Raw genomic sequence first — 18,873 nt, forward strand, 5'->3', positions numbered from 1 at the left:
CCGCCGCGGGGACCGGCGCGGGCGCCAGCGCGGCGGCCCGCTCGACCCGGCGCGGCTCGATGGAGCCGGTCGCGGCGGGCTCGGCGAGGCTCGCCGTCGCGACCGCGGGCGCGGCGGACTCGCGCTGCACCCGGAGGGTCCAGTGCGCGGCGGTGGAGAGCGCGGCGATGCCGAGGATCGCCTTGATGCCGCTGGTGAGCAGGGCTCGCATGGTCGTCAGGCCCGAGAGAACGCGGTTACGCGGAACCGGATCCCCGGCCCGGACGCATCATCGCTCCGGAGCGTGAACGAAGCCGCAACGGCCCCGGGCGCCCCTGTCCCGGAACGGGTCAGGGACCCGCGCCCGCGACCCGTCTCGCGGGCGGAATCCGGCGGGAAATCATGTGGGCCATGCGCCGGACCCGCGGTTCCTGTTCCCCGCGCTCCCGACACTCCTGCAGCGACTCGGCCCACTGAGCCTCACAGGAACGGCCCAGAGAACTGGTCCGGACCGCCCCGTCACTGCCGACCCCGCCGCCATGCAGGCCCGAGCGGGCTCGCGAAACCTTCAGGCGCATCGGCCGCTGGGGACAGCCCGTGTAGAGGGTGACAGCCGAGCCGGCAACAGAGGCGGGACCGTTTCCGGGGGCCCGCGGCGATCAGCGCTCCGCCGCGGCCGCGGCGAAGCGCATCAGCGCGGCGATCTCGTCCGCACCGTCCTCGGCGGCGAGGCGGCGGTAGAGCGCGGCGTAGCCGGAGAAGACCTGCCGCCCGGCCGCGTCGGGCCCGAGGAACCCGGCGATCTCCTCCATCTCGGGTGCCCAGCGACAGGCCTTCGGCGCCATGTCGGGCAGGCCCCTGGCGAACCGGGCCAGCAGCGCCGGCTCGTTCTCGGCGAGTTCGGCCAGCAGCGCCGCGCCGGCGCCGGCGCGCGCCGCGGCGCCGATGACGAGAGCGGCGAGCGCCGTCAGGCCTTTGTTGAGGCCGGCATAGCTCATCTTGAGGCTGGAGGCGGCGCCGATATCACCGGGACAGACGCGCAGGTCGAGGCCGAGGTCGCGCAGGACCAGGGCCGGGGCCGTCTCGGCGCCCGAGACGTAGACGCGCGGCCCCTTGGCGCCGGGCTGCGGCGGCAGGCCCAGGATCGCGCCGTCGAGGAACGGCGCGCCGGCGGACGCGACGATCGCGGCGATGCGCCCGACCGTCTCCGGGCTGACGGCGTTGGCGTCGATGTAGACCGGCTTGCGCGGGGCCGCCGCGAGGGCGGGCGCGAGCCGGCGGGCGAGCGCCTCCGCGTCGGCGGGGGGCACGATCGCGAGAAGGAGGTCGGCGGCGGCCAGCTCGCCGTCCCCGGCATGCGCCATGCCGGCGGCCGCGGCCCGGGCGCGGCTCGCGGGCCCGCGCCCGTCCAGGGAGGTCAGCACCCGGGCGCCGTGCCCGGCGAGCCGGGCCCCGACGGCGCTGCCCATGGCGCCCGGGGCGATCACCGCGATCGTGGGCACGGGACCCTCCGGGACCCTGGGGATCGCTACCGCAGCGAGCCGCAGAAGCGCTGGATGCGCCGGCAGGCCTCCTCCAGCACCGCGTTCGAGGTCGCGTAGGAGATGCGCAGGTTCGGGCCGAGGCCGAAGGCCGAGCCGTGGACCGCCGCCACGCCCTCGGCCTGGAGCAGCTCCATGACGAAGTCCTCGTCGGTCTCGATGGTCTTGCCGGCTTCCGTCTTCTTGCCGATCAGCGCCGCGCAGGACGGGTAGACGTAGAACGCGCCCTCCGGCGTCGGGCAGGTCAGCCCGTTGGTCTGGTTGAGCATCGACACGACGAGGTCGCGCCGGCCCTGGAAGGCGGCCCGGAACGTGGCGAGGTGGTCCTGCGGCCCGTCCAGGGCGGCGACCGCGGCCCATTGCGCGATCGTGCTGGCGCCGGAGGTCTGCTGGCCCTGCACGAAATCCATCGCCTTGATGAGCTTCTCCGGCCCGGCCGCGTAGCCGATGCGCCAGCCGGTCATGGCGTAGCCCTTCGAGACGCCGTTCATGGTCAGCGTCCGCTCGATGAGCTGCGGCTCGACCTGGGCCGGCGTGACGAACTCGAAGTCGCCGTAGGTCAGGTGCTCGTAGATGTCGTCGGTGAGGATGTGGACGTCCGGGTAGCGGAGCAGCACGTCGGTGAGCGCCTTCATCTCGGCGCGGGAATAGGCCGCGCCCGACGGGTTCGAGGGCGAGTTGAGGACGATCCACTTGGTCTTCGGGGTCAGCACCCGGTCGAGCTCTTCCGGCTGGAGCTTGAAGCCGGTGGCCATGTCGGTGTCGGCGAAGACCGGCGTGCCGCCGCACAGCCCGACCATCTCCGGGTAGGACACCCAGTAGGGGCGGGGGATCACCACCTCGTCGCCGGGGTTCAGCGTGGCCAGGAACGCGTTGTACAGCACCTGCTTGCCGCCGGTGCCCACGATGGTCTGCGAGACCGCGTAGTCGAGCCCGTTCTCGCGCTTGAACTTGCGCACGATCGCCTCGCGCAGGGGCACGATGCCGGAGACCGGCGGGTAGCGGGTCTCGTTGCGGTGGATCGCCGCGATCGCCGCCTGCTTGATGTGCTCGGGCGTATCGAAATCCGGCTCGCCCACCGACAGGCTGATGACGTCGACGCCGGAGGCCTTCAGGTCCCGGGCCTTCTGGGTCATCACGATGGTCGCGGACGGCTTCACCCGCGAGAGGACGTCGGCGAGGAGAGCCATGGCGTGCGGTGCTCCGGATTGTCAGGGGCGAGGGTGCCCGAGCGCCGCCCGTTTCGCGGCGCGGCGGACCCTAGGCCCGGGACGCTGAGCCGGCAAGGCGGTGCGCAGCACGCAGTCGACGCGCGCGCCCGGCGCGCCGTGCAGGGCTCGCCTGCGCGGCCGCCCTCGCTTTGCGGGATCGTCGTTACCAGATCCTGCCCATGACCCCGCTCTCCGTCCTCGACCTCTCCTTCGTCAGCGCCGATTCGACCCCGGCGCAGGCCCTGCACGACACCCTGGCGCTCGCCCGCCACGTCGATAACCTCGGCTACCGGCGCTACTGGCTCGCCGAGCACCACGCGCTGCCCAACGTGGCGAGCCCGGCCCCCGAGATCATGATCGGCCAGATCGCCGCCGCGACCCGCACCCTGCGGGTCGGTTCCGGCGGGATCATGCTGCCGAACCACGCGCCGCTGATGGTGGCCGAGCGCTTCCGGGTGCTGGAGGCCCTGTTCCCCGGCCGGATCGACCTGGGTCTCGGCCGCGCGCCCGGCACGGACGGAATCACCGCGCGGGCGCTGCGCCGCCGGGAAGCGCCGGGAGAGGGCGGCCACGGGGGCGGGGACGATTTCCTCGACCGCCTGCAGGAATTGCTGTTCTGGGACGGCGGCTTCCCGGAGGGGCACCCGTTCGCGCGGATCGCGGCGAGCCCGGCGGGGGTGCCGCTGCCGCCGATCTTCCTGCTCGGCTCCTCCGACTACAGCGCCCGGCTCGCCGCCGAGATCGGCTGCGGCTTCGGCTTCGCGCAGCACTTCTCCGGGATGCCCGCGGAGCCGCCGATGCTCGACTACCGGAACCGGTTCCGGCCGACGCGGCTCGGCGCGAAGCCCCACGCGGTCCTGGCTGTGGCGGCGGTCTGCGCCGCCACGGACGCGGAGGCCGAGCGGCTCGCCTCCAGCGCGCGGCTGGCGACTCTGCGGCGGGAGCGCGGCGAGTACCGGCCGCTGCCGAGCCTCGCCGAGGCGCTGGCCTACCCGTATTCCGACGGCGAGCGGATGCAGATCGAGCGCGGCCGCGACCGCCTGCACGTGGGCGGCCCCGAGACCCTGCGGGCCCGGCTCGCCGAGATGGTCCAGCGCACGCAGGCCGACGAGCTGATGATCGTCTCGGCCATCCCCGACCAGGCGGCGCGGCACGACTCCTACGCGCTGCTGGCGCGGGCCTGGGGGCTCGGCGCCGCCTCACAGGCGGCCTGACACCGGGAGATGTCAGGGTTCCCGATGGGCTCAGCCCCAAGGGGGGGTGTCGGGGTGAAACCCCGACGAACGGGTCATGAACCCCCTCCCGGGTGCCCGCAACCCGTTTCGCAGGGCTCTGCCCTGCACCCGCGAAAGGTCCCGGACCTTTTGGAACGCGGATTTCAGCGCCCGAACAGGCGCCCGAGGCGGGCGAGGAACCCGCCCCCGTCCGCGGGCTTGGCGCCGGGCGTCGCCGCCTGCGCGGCCCCCGCCTTCGGCGCCAGGACCAGTCCGAGGGCCGCCGTGTCGGTGGTCTCGCGGTCGATCAGGATCAGGCTGCCGGTCTCGCGGTTCTCCGCGTAGGCGTCCACCGCCACCGGCCGGTCGAGGCGGAGCGCCACGTCCGCGATGTCGTTGGCCGACAGGCGCTCGGCCGGGCCGGGCTTGCCGGTCTCGGGGTCGATGCGCGAGACGATCCGCTCCACGGTCGCGGTGACGGTGGCGGTGCCGATCTTGGCGAACAGGCTCGCGCCCGGGCTCAGATCGGTCTCGGCCGCCCAGAACAGGCGCGCGTCGAGGGTCTCGGTGACCCGCATCGGCGCGTCGGTGGCCACGATCACCTGACCGCGGGAGGCGTCGATCTGGTCGGCGAGCACCAGCGTCACCGACTCGTCCTCGCCGGCCTCGGGCAGGTCGCCGTCGGCGGTGTAGATCCGCGCCACCGTGGAGGTCCGGCCGGAGGGCTGGACCGTCACCGAGTCGCCCGGGCGCACCCGGCCGCTGGCGATCCGGCCGCTGTAGCCGCGGAACTCGGAATTGGGCCGGTTGACCCACTGCACCGCCATCCGGAACGGCGCGTTGAGCGCCTCGGCGCGGACCGGCACGGTCTCCAGGTAGGTGAGCAGCGGACCACCCGTGTACCAGGGCGCCGCGATACCCGGCTCGACGACGTTGTCGCCGTTCTTGGCCGAGAGCGGGATCGCCTTGACCTCAGCGAAATTCAGCCCCCGGGCGAAGTCCGAGAAGCCCGCCACGATGCCGTCGAAGGTGCCCTGCGCCCAGCCGGCGAGGTCCATCTTGTTCACCGCCAGCACGACTCGGCGGATCCCGAGATTCGAGACGAGCAGCGCGTGGCGCCGGGTCTGCCGGGTCAGGCCCTGGCGGGCGTCGACCAGGATCACCGCCACGTCCGCCGTCGAGGCGCCGGTGGCCATGTTGCGGGTGTACTGCTCGTGGCCGGGGGTGTCGGCCACGATGAAGGAGCGCTTGTCGGTGGAGAAGAACCGGTAGGCGACGTCGATGGTGATGCCCTGCTCGCGCTCGGCCTGGAGACCGTCCACCAGCAGGGCGAGGTCCATCTCCTGCCCCTGGGTCCCGTGCTTGCGCGAATCCCGCTGCAGCGCCGAGATCTGGTCGTCGAAGATCTGCTTGGTGTCGTGCAGGAGCCGCCCGATCAGGGTCGACTTGCCGTCATCCACCGAGCCGCAGGCGATGAAGCGCAGCACCGCCTTGTTGCGGTGGGCGGTCAGGAACGCCGCGTAGCCGGAGGCCCGGTCGGTGAAGGCCGTGGGAGCCTGGTGGAGCGTCATCAGAAATAGCCCTCCTGCTTCTTGCGCTCCATGGCGCCGGCCCCGTCCTTGTCGATCACCCGGCCCTGGCGCTCCGAGGTGCGGGCGGCGAGCGTCTCGCCGATGATCTCGGGCAGCGTCGCGGCGTCGCTCTCCACCGCGCCGGTCAGCGGGTAGCAGCCGAGCGTGCGGAAGCGGACGAGGCGCTGCTGCGGGGTCTCGCCGGGCGCGAGCGGCAGGCGCTCGTCGTCGACCATGATCAGCTGGCCGTCGCGCTCCACGACCGGCCGCTCCTTGGCGAAGTAGAGCGGCACGATCGGAATGTTCTCCTGCTCGATGTAGAGCCAGATGTCGAGTTCGGTCCAGTTCGACAGCGGGAAGACCCGCAGGGACTCGCCGCGCTTCTTCTTGAGATTGTAGAGGTGCCAGGGCTCGGCGCGCTGGCGCTTCGGGTCCCAGCGGTGCTGCGCGGTCCGGAGCGAGATGATCCGCTCCTTGGCGCGGCTCGCCTCCTCGTCGCGGCGGGCGCCGCCGAAGGCCGCGTCGAACTTGTGCTGGTCGAGCGCCTGCCGCAGGGCCTGCGTCTTCATCACGTCGGTGTGGACCTCCGAGCCGTGGCTCACAGGGCCGACGCCGCGGGCGAGCCCGTCCGGGTTGGTGTGGACCAGGAGGTCGAGGCCGAGTTCCTTGGCGCGGGCGTCGCGGAAGGCGATCATCTCGCGGAACTTCCACGTCGTGTCGACGTGGAGCAGCGGGAACGGCAGCCGCCCGGGCGCGAAGGCCTTCAGCGCCAGGTGCAGCAGGACCGAGGAATCCTTGCCGATCGAGTAGAGCATCACCGGGTTCTCGGTCTCGGCGACCGTCTCCCGGAAGATGTGGATGGCCTCGGCCTCCAGCCGCTTGAGGTGGCTGAGGCGGTCGGCGGTCTGTGCGGACGCGGGGGCGCTCGGCTGCACGGCGGCGGCGAGGGCGGCGTTCATCGGGCGAACTCCGGCTGGCGGGCGGTCTGATTCGGGGTAGCCTCGAAAGGAGGCTCGAAGGCGGCGGGCTCGAGGATCGCGGGTTCCTGGCCGGGCTGCACCGACGCGCCGGGGCGTCCGACGTGCAGGCCGCATTCCTTCTTGTCTTCCTGCTCCCACCACCAGCGGCCGGCGCGCTCGGGCTCGCCGAGCTTCACGGCCCGGGTGCAGGGGGCGCAGCCGATCGACGGGAAGCCGCGATCGTGCAGGACGTTGTAGGGCACGAAATTGTCGCGCACGAAGCGATCGACCTGCTCGCGCGACCAGTCGGCCAGCGGGTTCAGCTTGATCAGGCCGCGCGCGGCGTCGAACGCGGCGAGCGGCGTCTCGGCGCGGTTGGCCGACTGGCCGGCCCGCAGCCCGGTGAGCCAGCCGCTCGCGCCTGCGAGCGCGCGGCCCAGCGGCTCGACCTTGCGGAAGCCGCAGCAGGCCTGGCGCGCCGCGACCGACCGCCGGAAGCCGTTGATGCCCTCGGTCCGAACGAAATCCTCCGCGGCCGCGCGCTCGGGCGCGTAGGCGGTGATCCGGATGCCGTAGGCCGATTCGGTCTCGGTCCAGGTGTCGTAGGTCTCGGCGAAGAGACGGCCGGTATCGAGGGTGACGATCTCGACGCGCCCGTCGGCGAGCCCCTCGGCGAGCCTGGCCATGGCCAGGGCGTGGGTGAGCGCCTGGTCCTCGACCCCGAGGCTCGTCGTGAAGACGAGGCGGCCGGGGATCTCGGTGGCGATCAGGTGGAGGCGGCCTGGAAGGTCGAGCCCGGACAGCCGCTCCGCGAGGGAGTCGGCCGTCTGTCGGTCCGGACGGGTCATCGCGCCATGTCCCGGGGTTCGCGTGGTGGAAAGGCCACGGCCAGCGCCGTGCCTGTTGTCGGACGGTCGAAATGTTCGCTATACCGAACGAAGTCAAGGCGCCCCGGCGCGCTCGACCGGGTCGGACCCGCGGTTCGGCGTGCGGTTGCGCACAGCTCCCGGCGCGGGCAGCATGGGCCCGAGGTAAAAGATTCTTCTCACCGGTGCCGGTAGACACGTATATGCGCTCGCGCCTCGCGGGCGGCGGAAGCCCACGGAGACAGCTTTGGACGCGATCGATCTGAAGATTCTCGCCCTGCTGCAGACGGACGCCACGCTCTCCATCGCGGCGATCGGCGAGCGCGTGGGCCTGTCGCAGACCCCGTGCTGGAAGCGCATCCAGAAGCTCGAGGCCGACGGGGTCATCGACCGGCGCGTCGCGGTGCTCGATCCGGTGAAGCTCGGCCTCGGGCTGACCGTGTTCGTCTCCATCGAGACCGCGGACCATTCCCAGGAGTGGCTGCAGCGCTTCGCCGCAACCGTCTCGGCCATGCCGGAGGTGCTCGAGTTCTACCGGATGGCCGGCGACGTGGACTACATGCTGCGGGTCGTCGTCGCCGACATGCAGGCCTATGACAGCTTCTACAAGCACCTCATCGCGGTGCTGCCGCTCAAGAACGTCACCTCCCGCTTCGCCATGGAGAAGGTGAAGTCCACCACGGCCCTGCCGCTGCCGGCGCCGCCCAAGAACGGGCGGCACCTGCCGGGGACTGCCCCCGTCCTCGCCGTGGTTGGAGAATGATGTTCTCTTTTTTCGCAGCGCAGCGAACGTGATCTCCTAAACTCCGCCCGTTCTGCAAAAAGAACGTTTCTCGATTGACACCGGCCGCGCCGGCCCCGACATGGTCCCGTAATGTCCCGCCAGAATCTCCTCCCGCGCACCGCCCCGTTCGGGGACGGCGAGCGCGCCAGCCTCGACGCGGTGCTCGGCACCGCGAGCCCCACGCAGCGCGCGTGGCTCGCCGGCTTCCTGGCCGGGCTCGACGCCGCGGGCGGGCAGCCGGCCGCGGTGCCGGCCGCCCCGCCCAAGGCCGCCGCGCCGCTGACGGTGATCTACGCCAGCGAGTCGGGGAATTCCGAGGCGCTCGCCGGCAACGTCGCCAAGCTCGCGCGCAAGCAGGGCTTCAAGCCGAAGGTCGTGGATTTCGCCGATCTCGACCTCGCGACCCTGCCCAAGGCCGGCAAGCTGATCGCGATCGCGGCCACCTGGGGCGAGGGCGAGCCGCCGGCCCGGGCCGTGCGGGCCTACGGCGAGCTGATGGGGGAGGGCGCCCCGCGCCTCGACGGCGTCGAGTTCGCGGTGCTGTCGCTCGGCGACACCTCCTACGCGGAGTTCTGCGCCATCGGGAAGGCGCTGGACGCGCGCTTCGAGGCCCTGGGCGGCAAGCGCATGGCCGAGCGCGCCGACCTCGACCTCGACTTCGAGAAGCCGGCCGCCGACTGGATCAAGGGCGCGCTGAAGGCGCTCGCCCCGGCCGAGCAGCCCGACAACGTCGTGGCGGTGGACTTCGCCCGCGCCGGGGCCGGCGAGGACGACGAGGCCGAGCCGAGCCGCGAGCCCCTGGTGGTCGAGGTCGTCGAGCACGTGAACCTCAACTCCTCGCGCTCCGACAAGGAGACGATCCACCTCGCGCTGGCCTTCGAGGACGGCGCGCCGGCCTACGAGCCGGGCGATTCGCTGGAGATCTTCCCCGAGAACGACCCGCAGCTGGTGGACGAGATCCTGAACGCCGCGGGTCTCGCGGGCGACGAGGCCCTGCGCGGGGCCCTGCTCGCCGAGCGGGACATCACCACGCTGTCGGCCGCCACGATCGAGCGGTTCGTGAAGGCCACCGGCCACGCGGACGCGCAGAAACTCGTCGACAGCGGCGAGGCCAAGGCCTGGATCGAGGGCCGGCACCTGATCGACCTGCTGGAGACCTACCCGGCCAAGCTCACGGCCGAGCACATCGGCACCATCACCCGGCCGCTGCCGCCGCGGGCCTACTCGATCGCCTCCTCGCGCAAGGAGGTGGGCGACGAGGTCCACCTCGCCATCGCTGCGGTGCGCTACGAGACCCACGGCCGGGCCCGCGCGGGCGTCGCCTCGGTCCACGTCGCCGACCGGATCCGCGACGGCGCCAAGCTGCGGGTGCGGCTGAAGCCGAACCGCCACTTCCGCCTGCCGCAGGATCCGGCCACCGACATCATCATGGTCGGGCCGGGCACCGGCGTCGCGCCGTTCCGGGCCTTCGTGCAGGAGCGCCGGGCCGTGGAAGCCCCCGGGCGGTCGTGGCTGTTCTTCGGCGACCGGCACTTCACCCACGACTTCCTGTACCAGCTCGAGTGGCAGGACGCCCTGGAGGACGGGTCGCTCACGAAGATCGACGTGGCCTTCTCGCGGGACCAGCCGGAGAAGGTCTACGTGCAGGACCGGATCACCCAGCACGCGCGGGAGCTGGTCTCCTGGCTGGACGGGGGCGCGCATCTCTACGTCTGCGGCGATGCCAAGGCCATGGCCAAGGACGTGCGGGCCGCTCTGGTGAAGGCCTACGAGACCGCCAAATCCTTGAGCGCCGCCGACGCGGAAGCACAGGTCGCGGCGCTGGAGCGCAGCCACCGCTACCAGCAGGACGTTTACTAACAGGCCGGCCTTCCGAGGCCGCAGGATCGAGATTGCAGCGGAGCAGGATGGGGCACGGGAGAGGGAGACCGTCGCGGATCCCGCCCCCTTCCGTGAGCCGGCCCAGTCCCGCTCGGCACCCGCCCCTGATGCGAGGCGCGGGCAACGCGTTCAGACAGACGGATTCACCCCATGGACGACCACAGCCCCCGCGACGCCGCCGAGACCCCGGCCTCCAGCGCGCCTTCGGCACCGGCCAAGCGCGTCTACGAGACCCCGCCGACCGCGCGGCCGATCACCGATGCCGAGGCCGCCCGCGCGGCCCAGCTCGCGGCGAACGAGCACATCAAGATCGCCAGCGGCTACCTGCGCGGGACGCTCGCGGACGGGCTGCTGAAGCACGCCACCGGGGCGATCTCGGAGGATGACGGGCAGCTCGTGAAGTTCCACGGGATGTACCTGCAGGACGACCGCGACCTGCGCCCCGAGCGGACCAAGAAGAAGCTCGACAAGGCCTACAGCTTCATGATCCGCCTGCGCATCGCCGGCGGCGTCATCACCCCGAAGCAGTGGCTGATCCTCGACGACATCGCCCGGACCTACGCGGGCGGGGCGCTGCGCGCGACCACGCGCCAGACCTTCCAGTACCACGGCGTGATCAAGTCGAACCTGAAGCGCACGATGGCGGCGATCGACGGCGCGCTGCTCGACACGATCGCGGCCTGCGGCGACGTCAACCGCAACGTCATGGCGGCGACGAACCCGGCCCAGGCCGGCGCCCACAGGGCCGCCTACCAGCTCGCCAAGGACATCTCCGACTCGCTGCTGCCCAAGACCAGCGCGTGGCGCGAGATCTGGCTCGACGGCGAGCGCGTGGTCGGCGGCGAGGAGGAGGCCGAGGTCGAGCCGGTCTACGGCCGGACCTACCTGCCGCGGAAGTTCAAGACCGTCGTGGCGGTGCCGCCCTCCAACGAGGTCGACATCTTCGCCCACGACCTCGGCTTCATCGCGATCCTCGACAAGAAGAACCAGGTCACCGGCTGGAACGTGACGGTGGGCGGCGGCATGGGCATGACCCACGGCGAGCCCGACACCTTCCCGCGCACCGCCGACGTGATGGGCTTCGTGAAGCCCGAGGACGCCCTGAAGGTCGCGGAAGCCGTGATGACGGTCCAGCGCGACTGGGGCAACCGCAAGAACCGCAAGAACGCCCGGCTCAAGTACACGATCGAGCGCTACGGCCTCGACGCCTTCCGGGCCGAGGTCGAGAAGCGGATCGGCAAGACGCTCGGCGCGCCCGAGCCCTTCGCCTTCACGGGCAACGGCGACCGCTACGGCTGGGTCGAGGGCGACGACGGCCGCCACCACCTGACGCTCTACGTGCCCTCGGGCCGGATCAAGGACATCGACGGCGGCCCGCAGCTCCTCTCGGGCCTGCGCCGCATCGCCGAGGTCCACCAGGGCGATTTCCGCCTCACCGGCAACCAGAACGTCATCATCGCCAACGTCCCGGCCGAGAAGCGGGCCGAGATCGACGCGCTGGTCGACGAGTACGGCCTGACCCGGGGCGCCAGCGCGCTCCGGCGCAGCTCGCTGGCCTGCGTGGCCCTGCCGACCTGCGGCCTCGCACTCGCCGAGAGCGAGCGCTACCTGCCGGACCTGATGACCGAGCTGGAGGAGAGCCTCGCGTCCCACGGGCTGGCCGAGGAGGAGATCACGATCCGCTCGACCGGCTGCCCGAACGGCTGCGCCCGGCCGTTCATCTCCGAGATCGGCCTCGTGGGCCGCGGCCCCGAACGCTACCACCTCTATCTCGGCGCCGCCCATGACGGCTCGCGGCTCAGCAAGCTCTACAAGGAGGATGTTGCAGCCTCCGAGATCCGCGACACCCTCGACCCGCTCTTCGCCGACTACGCGAAGGGCCGGCAGCCGGGCGAGCATTTCGGCGACTACCTGATCCGCGCCGGCCACGTGGCCCGCACCACCAACGGCCCGGACTTCCACGAGCGGACCGGCGCCCTCAAGCCGGCCGCGCTCGGCTGACCCGGGCGGCGCGTCCGGGGAGGCTCCCGGACGCGCCGGGACGATGAGCCCGCGGCGGCGCGGCCCGCGCGGCCGCGACCGGAGCCGCCCGCCCTGAGCCGCCCGCCCTGAGCCGCCCGTCCGGAGCCCGGGCCGCCGGTCCGGACGACCGCTGGGACACCCCGAACCGCCGGCGAGGGCCCGGCCCCCCTCTACCCACGCGCCCGCGCCGCGCAGCGACGGGCCGCATCGCGATCCCGAGGGTCACCGACGAGAATGAACGTTCATTGACATGAGAATGAACGTTCATTACAAGGGTGAGGCAAACAGGAGCGCGCGATGGCTCTCACCCTCGAAGGCCGCTGGTCCGATCTCGATGCCGAGCGCTTCGGCGCCCGCGGCCCGGGCGCCCTCGCCCTCGTCCGCACCGTCTGCACCCCCGCCAACCTGACCTTCGGCGCCGTCCTGGCCCTCGCCTGGCTGGCGCTGATCAACTGGACGGGTGCCGGCCCGGACGGCTGGCAGGCCCGGATCTGCGCGGACCTGCATCAGGGCCCGCAATCCTGCGCCGTCGCCGGCCCGGTCAAGGATCAGAGCCGCGTCGCGCCGGTCGCGGCCGCGGCGCAGCCCGGACCGTGACCGGCGCGGCGGACAGGATGACGGACAGGGCGGCGGAGACCCGCGGCAACCCGTCCGCCCGGCGCGCGCACATCCTCGACGCCGCCGAGGCCTGCTTCGCGCGCAACGGCTTCCATCGCACCACCATGCAGGACCTCGCCCGCGAGGCCTCGATGAGTCCGGGCAACTTCTACCGCTACTTCGAATCCAAGGAGGCCCTGGTCCTCGGGCTAGTGGAGCGCGAGCGCGAGCGCGGCACGCTCCTGGTCGCCGAGATGGAGGGCAGCGGCGACCCGCGCGGGGCGCTGCGGACCATCATTGCCCGCTACTTCGCGTCGATCACCCGCGAGGCCGCGACCCTGCGGGTGGAGATCTGGTCGGAATCGACCCGCAACCCGGACATCGCCGCCATGACGGCGCGGACCGAGGCCGAGAGCCGCGACTGGTTCGTCGCGACCCTGGCTTTGCTCGCCACCGCGCCGGAATGCGACCCGGCCGCGCTCTACGCGCTGCTCGCGCCGCTGATGAAGGGGATCGTCGTGGGCCGGGCCGCGCTGCCCGATTACGACGTCGCCGCGGCGATCGCCCAGTTGCACGCGCTGCTCGACGCCGGGCTCGACGGTCGCTTGGCGCCCCCGGCGCCCCCGGCGCCCCGGGATCGGCCCCCGGCGGGCTGACCCGGCGCCGCGCGCCTCCGGGCCGTGCCGGCGGCGCGCCGGCCCGGCCGCCGTCCCCATCGCGCGTCGGATCCGGCGCGCGGTACGCCGGCCGGTCCGCGATCCCCCCTCACGCGGGCCGGCCGTTCTCCCGGGCGATCCCGCGCGATCGCCCGACGGACACGAGGCCGTGAGTCGGCCTGCCTCCGGCGCCCGTCCCGGGACCAGCCGGTTGCGAAGCCCAGCATCGCACACGCCAAAGTTGGTAGCTTTGAACGACTTCAAAGCACTGCCCATAGAATCGTGCCTTCCGCGCAACAACCGGGCACCGGTTGCGCGCGTCACCCGCCGCTTTCGCGATCGGCGTTGAGAAAAGACGGCGTTTGCAATCTAGAAATACGTCATCGCGCCGATACGCCGCTCTTGAGAACGATTTTAAATCATGCCCGTCGCCCGGATCGACGTCGTCGATCGCATCAAATACTGCCGGTCGCGCCCGAATCTCTGCAGGACTGGACTCGCAACGTCGCTCCTTCTGCTTGCGCCGACAGAGATCCGCGCGCAATCTGAGCCCGCCGCTGACGAGGTTGTTCTCTCGGAACTCAGTGTTGCGGGCACGGGCCCCGTCAGCGAGCGGGCCGACGGTCCCGTCGTCGGCTACCGGGCGACGCGCTCGGCGACCGCCACGCGCACCGACACGCTGGTGCGCGACTCGCCGCAATCGATCAACGTCGTGCCCCGCTCGGTGATCACCGATCAGCAGGATCTGCGGCTCACCGATGCCGTGACCAACGTCAGCAACGTGGTTCTCGGCAGCACGGTGCAGGGCCGGTCGCAGAACTACCTGATCCGCGGCTTCTCCACGCAGGTCTTCGCCGTCGACGGCGTGCTGGTCGACCCGGCCATCAACTTCTACCCGGTGACGCGCGACCTCGTGGATGCCGAGCGCGTCGAGGTGATCAAGGGGCCGGCATCCGTGCTGTTCGGCCGGGGAGACCCCGGCGGCGTCATCAACATCGTGACCCGCCGGCCGACCTTCGAGCCCACGGCCGACGCGAGCGTGCAGGGCGGCAGCTTCGGCTTCCGGCGCTTCCAGGGCTCCGTGTCCAGCGCGCTGCCCGCCGTCGAGGGACTCGCCGCGCGTCTCAGCTTCGCCGCCCAGGAGGATCCGACCTTCCGCAATTACGGCGGCGACACCAACCGGCGCGTCTTCGTCGCGCCGGCCCTCAGCTGGACGCCGAGCGCCGACACCCGGGTCTACGTGAACTCGGAATTCACCAACCAGAACACCCAGTACGACGAGGGGCTGGTGGCCTTCCGCGGCCGCGTCCCTCTCGACAATATCGGCCGGTTCTACGGTGAGCCGTCCTCGCGCTACTTCGGCGCCTTCAACACGATCACCCTGCGGGCCGAGCACGACGTCAACGAGAACCTGACGCTCCGGCAGGTCATCGCCGGGCAATGGGGTACGTTCGACGTGTTCGCCGCCCGTGCCCTAGCGGTCAACAATGCCGGCACGCTGCTGACCCGGCGGGAGGCCACGGTCAACTCGCGCTTCGCCGCGGTCGACAGCCAGACCGAGGCCGTGATGAAGTTCGACACCTTCGGCTTCGCCCATACGGCGCTCCTCGGATTCGAGTACTCGAACGGCTTCCGCCACGCCTTCTCCCAGCAGGGCAACCTCGCCCCGGTCAGCTTCCTCAACCCGATGTTTGGCGCGGCCTTCCAGCCGCTCCAGTTCCAGGCCGACCTGAAGCAGAAGCTGGAGGTGTTCGGACTCTACGCCCAGGACCAGATCGTGCTGGCGCCGGGCCTGCAGCTCGTCGTCGGGGCACGGTTCGATCTCGGCAGCCAGTACTATTTCAACCGCCAGCCGGCCTCGCGGACCCAGCCGCCCGAGCAGACCCTGTTCGGTGCCTCGCCGCGGGTGGGGCTGATCTACCGGCCGTTCGAGCCGCTGACCTTCTACGCGAGCTACGCCACGTCGTTCCTGCCGCAGACCGCCAGCGTGCTGAACGTGGCGAACCCCCCGCCCAGCACGGGCGAGCAGGTCGAGGCCGGCACCCGGGTCGATCTCACGCCCGGCCTGACCCTGAGCGCGGCCGCCTTCCAGATCGTCCGGGACAACGTCGCGGCCACCGACCCGCGCAATCCCACCTTCTCGGTCATCACCGGCCAGCAGCGGTCGCGGGGTGTCGAAGCCGACCTGGCCGGCGAGATCCTGCCCGGCTGGAACGTCATCGGCAGTGTCGGCCTGATCGACGCGCGGATCACCAAGGACACGACCTTCGCGGTCGGCAACCGGCTCACCGGCGTGCCGGTGTTCAGCGGCAGCCTGTGGTCGACCTACGCGTTCCAGGAAGGCCCTCTGCGCGGGCTCGGGCTCGGCTTCGGCGTCACCCATGTCGGCCGGCGCTACGGCGACCTCGACAACAGCTTCACCGTGGGCGCCTACAACCGGCTCGACGCGCTCGTGTACTACGATTTCGACGCCCACTGGCGCCTGTCGGTGAACATGCGCAACCTGACGAACGTGCGCTACATCGAGGCGCCGACCAACGCGACCAACAACACCCCCGGGGCGCCGTTCACGGTTCTGGCGACGATCACCGCGCGGCTCTGACAGGCCGAAACCCGCGCGGCGGCGGGGCGGCCTTCGTCGAACGACGGCCCGCGGGAGGCCCCCGTCAGGGGCTCGCCGCGCGGACGGCGCCCGCCGGCGCGGCCGCTTCGACGCTCCTCCGGCGGGCCCCGGCGCGGCGGCGCAGGACGTAGAGCGTCAGGCCGGTCGCGGCGAAACCCGGCATGGCCAGCGCCGCGAGGCAGAACAGCAGCGCGACGAGGTCGCCGAAGAAGCGGCCGCGATGCACCTCCAGGACGTTGTCCAGGAGGCGCCGGCCCAGGGGCGCTTCGGCGGCCAACTCGGAGGCCAGCAGGACGCCCGTGGCGGGATCGTAGCGGGCCTCGTTGCGGGCGCTCGGCGCGTCGACGCCCTTCGGCAGCCAGCGGATGCGGATCGCCTTCGTGTCGGCGCCCGGCAGGGTCAGGACCGCCGTGCCGGCCTCCGCGCCGGTCCGCGCGCGGAAATCCGCCCAGGCGCGGTCGACGGCCGCGGCGCCGGCCACGGGATCGACGGCGGCCCGCCGCCCAGCCGCCTTCCCGCCCGGGGCGGCGGTCTTGGCCGCGTCCGGCGCGCCCGCGAGCAGCCGCGTCGCGCCGTCCTTGAACGACGGGTACGACCACGTCAGGCCGCTCAGCGCGATGACCAGGTAGACCGGCAGGAGCCAGGTCCCGACCACGGCGTGCAGCGACCACCAGCGCGGCCGGCCGGGCCGCGACAGGGCCGGCTTCAGCCAGATCCGCCAGCGGTGGATCCGGGGCCAGCGCAGGTAGAGGCCGGTCGCCAGGAAGGCCAGCAGCGCCAGGGTGCAGGCGCCCGTCACCGTGCGGCCCCAGCCCTTGGACCCGCCGGGCAGCAGCAGCCAGCGGTGCAGGTCCCGCACCGTCGTGAAGGCGCCCTCCAGCCGCACCGGGCCGAGCAGCGCGCCGTCGTAGGGGTCGGCGTAGGCGGCGGGCGGCCGCGCGCGGGTCTCGGGATCGCGGGCGAAGCGGACGTGGACGCTCGCGCGCGGGTCGTCCGACAGGGTCAGCACGTTGGCGACGCGGCCGCCCGCCTGCGCGTCGATCCGGGCGGCCAGGGCCGCCGGGGTCAGGGCCTGGCGCGCGGCCGCCTCGACCGTCAGCCGGTCGCGGTTGGCGAAGGCGGTGATCGCCTCCTCGTAGCTCATCAGCGCCCCGGTCAGGCCCATCAGGGCGAGGACGAGGCCGGCGGTGAGGCCCAGCGCCCAGTGCAGGCGGAAGAGCAGGGTCCGGAGGGAGGGAATCGGCAGCGTCATGGCAGTGCCGGCTGCCTAGCAGAGTCCGGCCACGCTGACGACGCGGCGGGACGCAACGCCGTCCCGCCGGTGAGTCTCAGGTGATCGGCGCGGGGTTGAACAGGGTCAGGTCGTTGAACAGCCCCCACCGGTCCGACCAGGGGCGCTTGCGCCCGCTCGCCACGTCGAGGATCAGGTGGAACAGCTCCCAGCCGACCTCCTCGCTCGTCGCCGCGCCGGTGGCGATGCGGCCGGCATCGAGGTCGATCAGGTCGGACCAGCGCTCGGCCAGCTCGGTGCGGGTGGCGACCTTGATCACCGGCGCCTGTGCGAGACCGTAGGGCGTGCCGCGGCCGGTGGAGAACACCTGCAGGGTGATGCCCGAGGCGAGCTGCAGCGTGCCGCAAACGAAGTCGCTCGCCGGCGTCGCGGCGAAGATCAGGCCCTTCTCGCGGACGCGCTCGCCCGGCGCCAGGACCCCGGAGATCGCGCTCGTGCCCGATTTGGCGACCGAGCCCAGCGCCTTCTCGACGATGTTGTTGAGCCCGCCCTTCTTGTTGCCCGGCGACGGGTTGGCCCGGCGGTCGGCCTCGCCCTTGGCGAGGTAGGCGTCGTACCACGCCATCTCGCGGACCAGCGCCGCGGCGACCTCCGGGCTCTTCGCCCGCGGGGTCAGGAGGTGGATCGCGTCGCGCACCTCGGTCACCTCGGAGAACATCACGGTGGCGCCGCAGCGGACCAGCAGGTCGGCCGCGAAGCCGAGCGCCGGGTTGGCGGTGACGCCCGAGAAGGCGTCGCTGCCGCCGCATTGCAGGCCGACCACCAGATCGGAGGCCGGGCAGGTCTCGCGGGTGCGCCGGTTCAGCACCTCCAGGCGGGCCTCGGCCATCGCCAGGATGCTGTCGATCATGGCCGAGAAGCCGCGGTGGCGCTCGTCCTGCAGCCGCACCACCCCGTCGCCGGCCGCGCCGCTGTCGGGCAGGAGCCGCTCCGAGACCAGCTTCTCGCAGCCGAGGCCGACGACCATCACCTCGCCGCCGAAATTCGGGTTCTGCGCGAGGCTCTGGAGCGTCCGGATCGGCACCACCGCCTCGGGGGCGTTGATGGCGACGCCGCAGCCGTAGGCGTGGGTCAGGCCGACCACGTCGTCGACGTTGGGGTAGCGCGGCAGCAGCTCCTGCTTGATCCGCCGGATCGCCACGTCGAGGGTGCCGGCGACGCACTGCACGCTGATCGAGATCGCCAGGATGTTCTTGGTGCCCACCGACCCGTCCGGGTTGCGGTAGCCCTCGAAGGTGTAGCCCTCGAGCGGGGGCAGGGGGGCCGGCACGCGGGTGGCCATCTCCAGGGCGTCGAGGGCGGGGGCGACCGGCGTCGCGACGCGGGATTCCTCCACCCAGGCGCCCCGCGGGATCGCCTGCGTGGCGATGCCCACCACCTCGCCGTAGCGGCGGACCGCGCCGCCCTCCGGGATGTCGGTGAGCGCCACCTTGTGGCCCTGCGGCACGAACTCGACGAGTTCCAGCCCGTCCGGGAACACCGTGCCGGCCGGAAGCCCGAAGGCGTTGACCACGATCGCGACGTTGTCGCTGTCGCTCAGGCGGATCGTGCGCGGCACGTCGCCGGCGGCCCTTGCGGCTCCTCCGCCGGCCCCCGCGCCGGCCGGGTGCGGGCGGGTCGGGGCCTCGATCTCGGCCTGCATCGGATGCTCCTTCCGTCTCGCGCCCGTCCGGGCTCC

At 72.3% G+C, this 18,873-nt stretch carries 14 protein-coding genes and 1 pseudogene; 7 read left to right on the top strand and 8 right to left on the bottom strand.

The window, feature by feature from the left end:
* From ACLBXO_RS04645 to ACLBXO_RS04655, 3 genes and pseudogenes are all read right to left on the bottom strand, one after another.
* Positions 1 to 211 (bottom strand): annotated as a pseudogene (locus ACLBXO_RS04645) (hypothetical protein); the annotation flags it as partial.
* Positions 212 to 638: 427 nt separating this feature from the next.
* Positions 639 to 1,481 (bottom strand): DUF1932 domain-containing protein, encoded by an 843-nt coding sequence (locus tag ACLBXO_RS04650; RefSeq protein WP_447684642.1) that lies wholly within the window; start codon positions 1,479 to 1,481, stop codon positions 639 to 641.
* Between the two features lie 26 nt (positions 1,482 to 1,507).
* A complete protein-coding gene (locus tag ACLBXO_RS04655) occupies positions 1,508 to 2,710 on the bottom strand; it encodes a pyridoxal phosphate-dependent aminotransferase (protein WP_331313766.1) in 1,203 nt (400 codons plus the stop codon).
* A gap of 200 nt (positions 2,711 to 2,910) precedes the next feature.
* Here ACLBXO_RS04655 and ACLBXO_RS04660 point away from each other — a divergent pair, with 200 nt between their 5' ends.
* Complete coding sequence (locus tag ACLBXO_RS04660; protein WP_331313765.1) at positions 2,911 to 3,945, top strand: LLM class flavin-dependent oxidoreductase; 1,035 nt, start codon at positions 2,911 to 2,913, stop codon at positions 3,943 to 3,945.
* A 164-nt stretch (positions 3,946 to 4,109) separates the two neighbouring features.
* Here the strand turns inward: ACLBXO_RS04660 and cysN are convergent, their stop codons facing one another.
* The 3 genes from cysN to ACLBXO_RS04675 are packed head-to-tail and all read right to left on the bottom strand — an operon-like array spanning position 4,110 to position 7,323.
* A complete protein-coding gene (gene cysN / locus ACLBXO_RS04665; protein ID WP_331313764.1) occupies positions 4,110 to 5,516 on the bottom strand; it encodes a sulfate adenylyltransferase subunit CysN in 1,407 nt (468 codons plus the stop codon).
* On the bottom strand, positions 5,516 to 6,475 hold the full coding sequence (cysD, locus tag ACLBXO_RS04670) for a sulfate adenylyltransferase subunit CysD (RefSeq protein WP_331313763.1): 960 nt from the start codon (positions 6,473 to 6,475) through the stop codon (positions 5,516 to 5,518). Before cysD ends, cysN begins: the two co-directional genes overlap by 1 nt.
* A complete protein-coding gene (locus tag ACLBXO_RS04675) occupies positions 6,472 to 7,323 on the bottom strand; it encodes a phosphoadenylyl-sulfate reductase (protein WP_331313761.1) in 852 nt (283 codons plus the stop codon). Before ACLBXO_RS04675 ends, cysD begins: the two co-directional genes overlap by 4 nt.
* Before the next feature lie 265 nt (positions 7,324 to 7,588).
* Between ACLBXO_RS04675 and ACLBXO_RS04680 the strand changes: the two genes are divergently transcribed.
* The 6 genes from ACLBXO_RS04680 (at position 7,589) to ACLBXO_RS04705 (ending at position 15,883) form a co-directional block, all read left to right on the top strand.
* Positions 7,589 to 8,104: an Lrp/AsnC family transcriptional regulator gene (locus tag ACLBXO_RS04680; protein ID WP_010686224.1), complete on the top strand. Its 516-nt coding sequence runs from the start codon at positions 7,589 to 7,591 to the stop codon at positions 8,102 to 8,104.
* Between the two features lie 111 nt (positions 8,105 to 8,215).
* Positions 8,216 to 9,985: a diflavin oxidoreductase gene (locus tag ACLBXO_RS04685; protein WP_447684643.1), complete on the top strand. Its 1,770-nt coding sequence runs from the start codon at positions 8,216 to 8,218 to the stop codon at positions 9,983 to 9,985.
* A gap of 171 nt (positions 9,986 to 10,156) precedes the next feature.
* Positions 10,157 to 12,007 (top strand): NADPH-dependent assimilatory sulfite reductase hemoprotein subunit, encoded by a 1,851-nt coding sequence (locus ACLBXO_RS04690; protein WP_331313760.1) that lies wholly within the window; start codon positions 10,157 to 10,159, stop codon positions 12,005 to 12,007.
* A 318-nt stretch (positions 12,008 to 12,325) separates the two neighbouring features.
* Positions 12,326 to 12,625: a hypothetical protein gene (locus ACLBXO_RS04695; protein WP_447684644.1), complete on the top strand. Its 300-nt coding sequence runs from the start codon at positions 12,326 to 12,328 to the stop codon at positions 12,623 to 12,625.
* 17 nt (positions 12,626 to 12,642) lie between these two features.
* Positions 12,643 to 13,281, top strand: a complete 639-nt coding sequence (locus ACLBXO_RS04700) for a TetR/AcrR family transcriptional regulator (RefSeq protein ID WP_447684645.1) — start codon at positions 12,643 to 12,645, stop codon at positions 13,279 to 13,281.
* A 421-nt stretch (positions 13,282 to 13,702) separates the two neighbouring features.
* On the top strand, positions 13,703 to 15,883 hold the full coding sequence (locus tag ACLBXO_RS04705) for a TonB-dependent siderophore receptor (protein ID WP_331313759.1): 2,181 nt from the start codon (positions 13,703 to 13,705) through the stop codon (positions 15,881 to 15,883).
* A gap of 64 nt (positions 15,884 to 15,947) precedes the next feature.
* Here the strand turns inward: ACLBXO_RS04705 and ACLBXO_RS04710 are convergent, their stop codons facing one another.
* Positions 15,948 to 17,156, bottom strand: a complete 1,209-nt coding sequence (locus tag ACLBXO_RS04710) for a PepSY-associated TM helix domain-containing protein (RefSeq protein ID WP_447684646.1) — start codon at positions 17,154 to 17,156, stop codon at positions 15,948 to 15,950.
* A gap of 76 nt (positions 17,157 to 17,232) precedes the next feature.
* Positions 17,233 to 18,837: a galactarate dehydratase gene (gene garD, locus ACLBXO_RS04715; RefSeq protein ID WP_331313758.1), complete on the bottom strand. Its 1,605-nt coding sequence runs from the start codon at positions 18,835 to 18,837 to the stop codon at positions 17,233 to 17,235.
* Positions 18,838 to 18,873: the final 36 nt, after the last annotated feature.

The sequence above is a fragment of the Methylobacterium sp. C33D genome, from assembly GCF_053345825.1.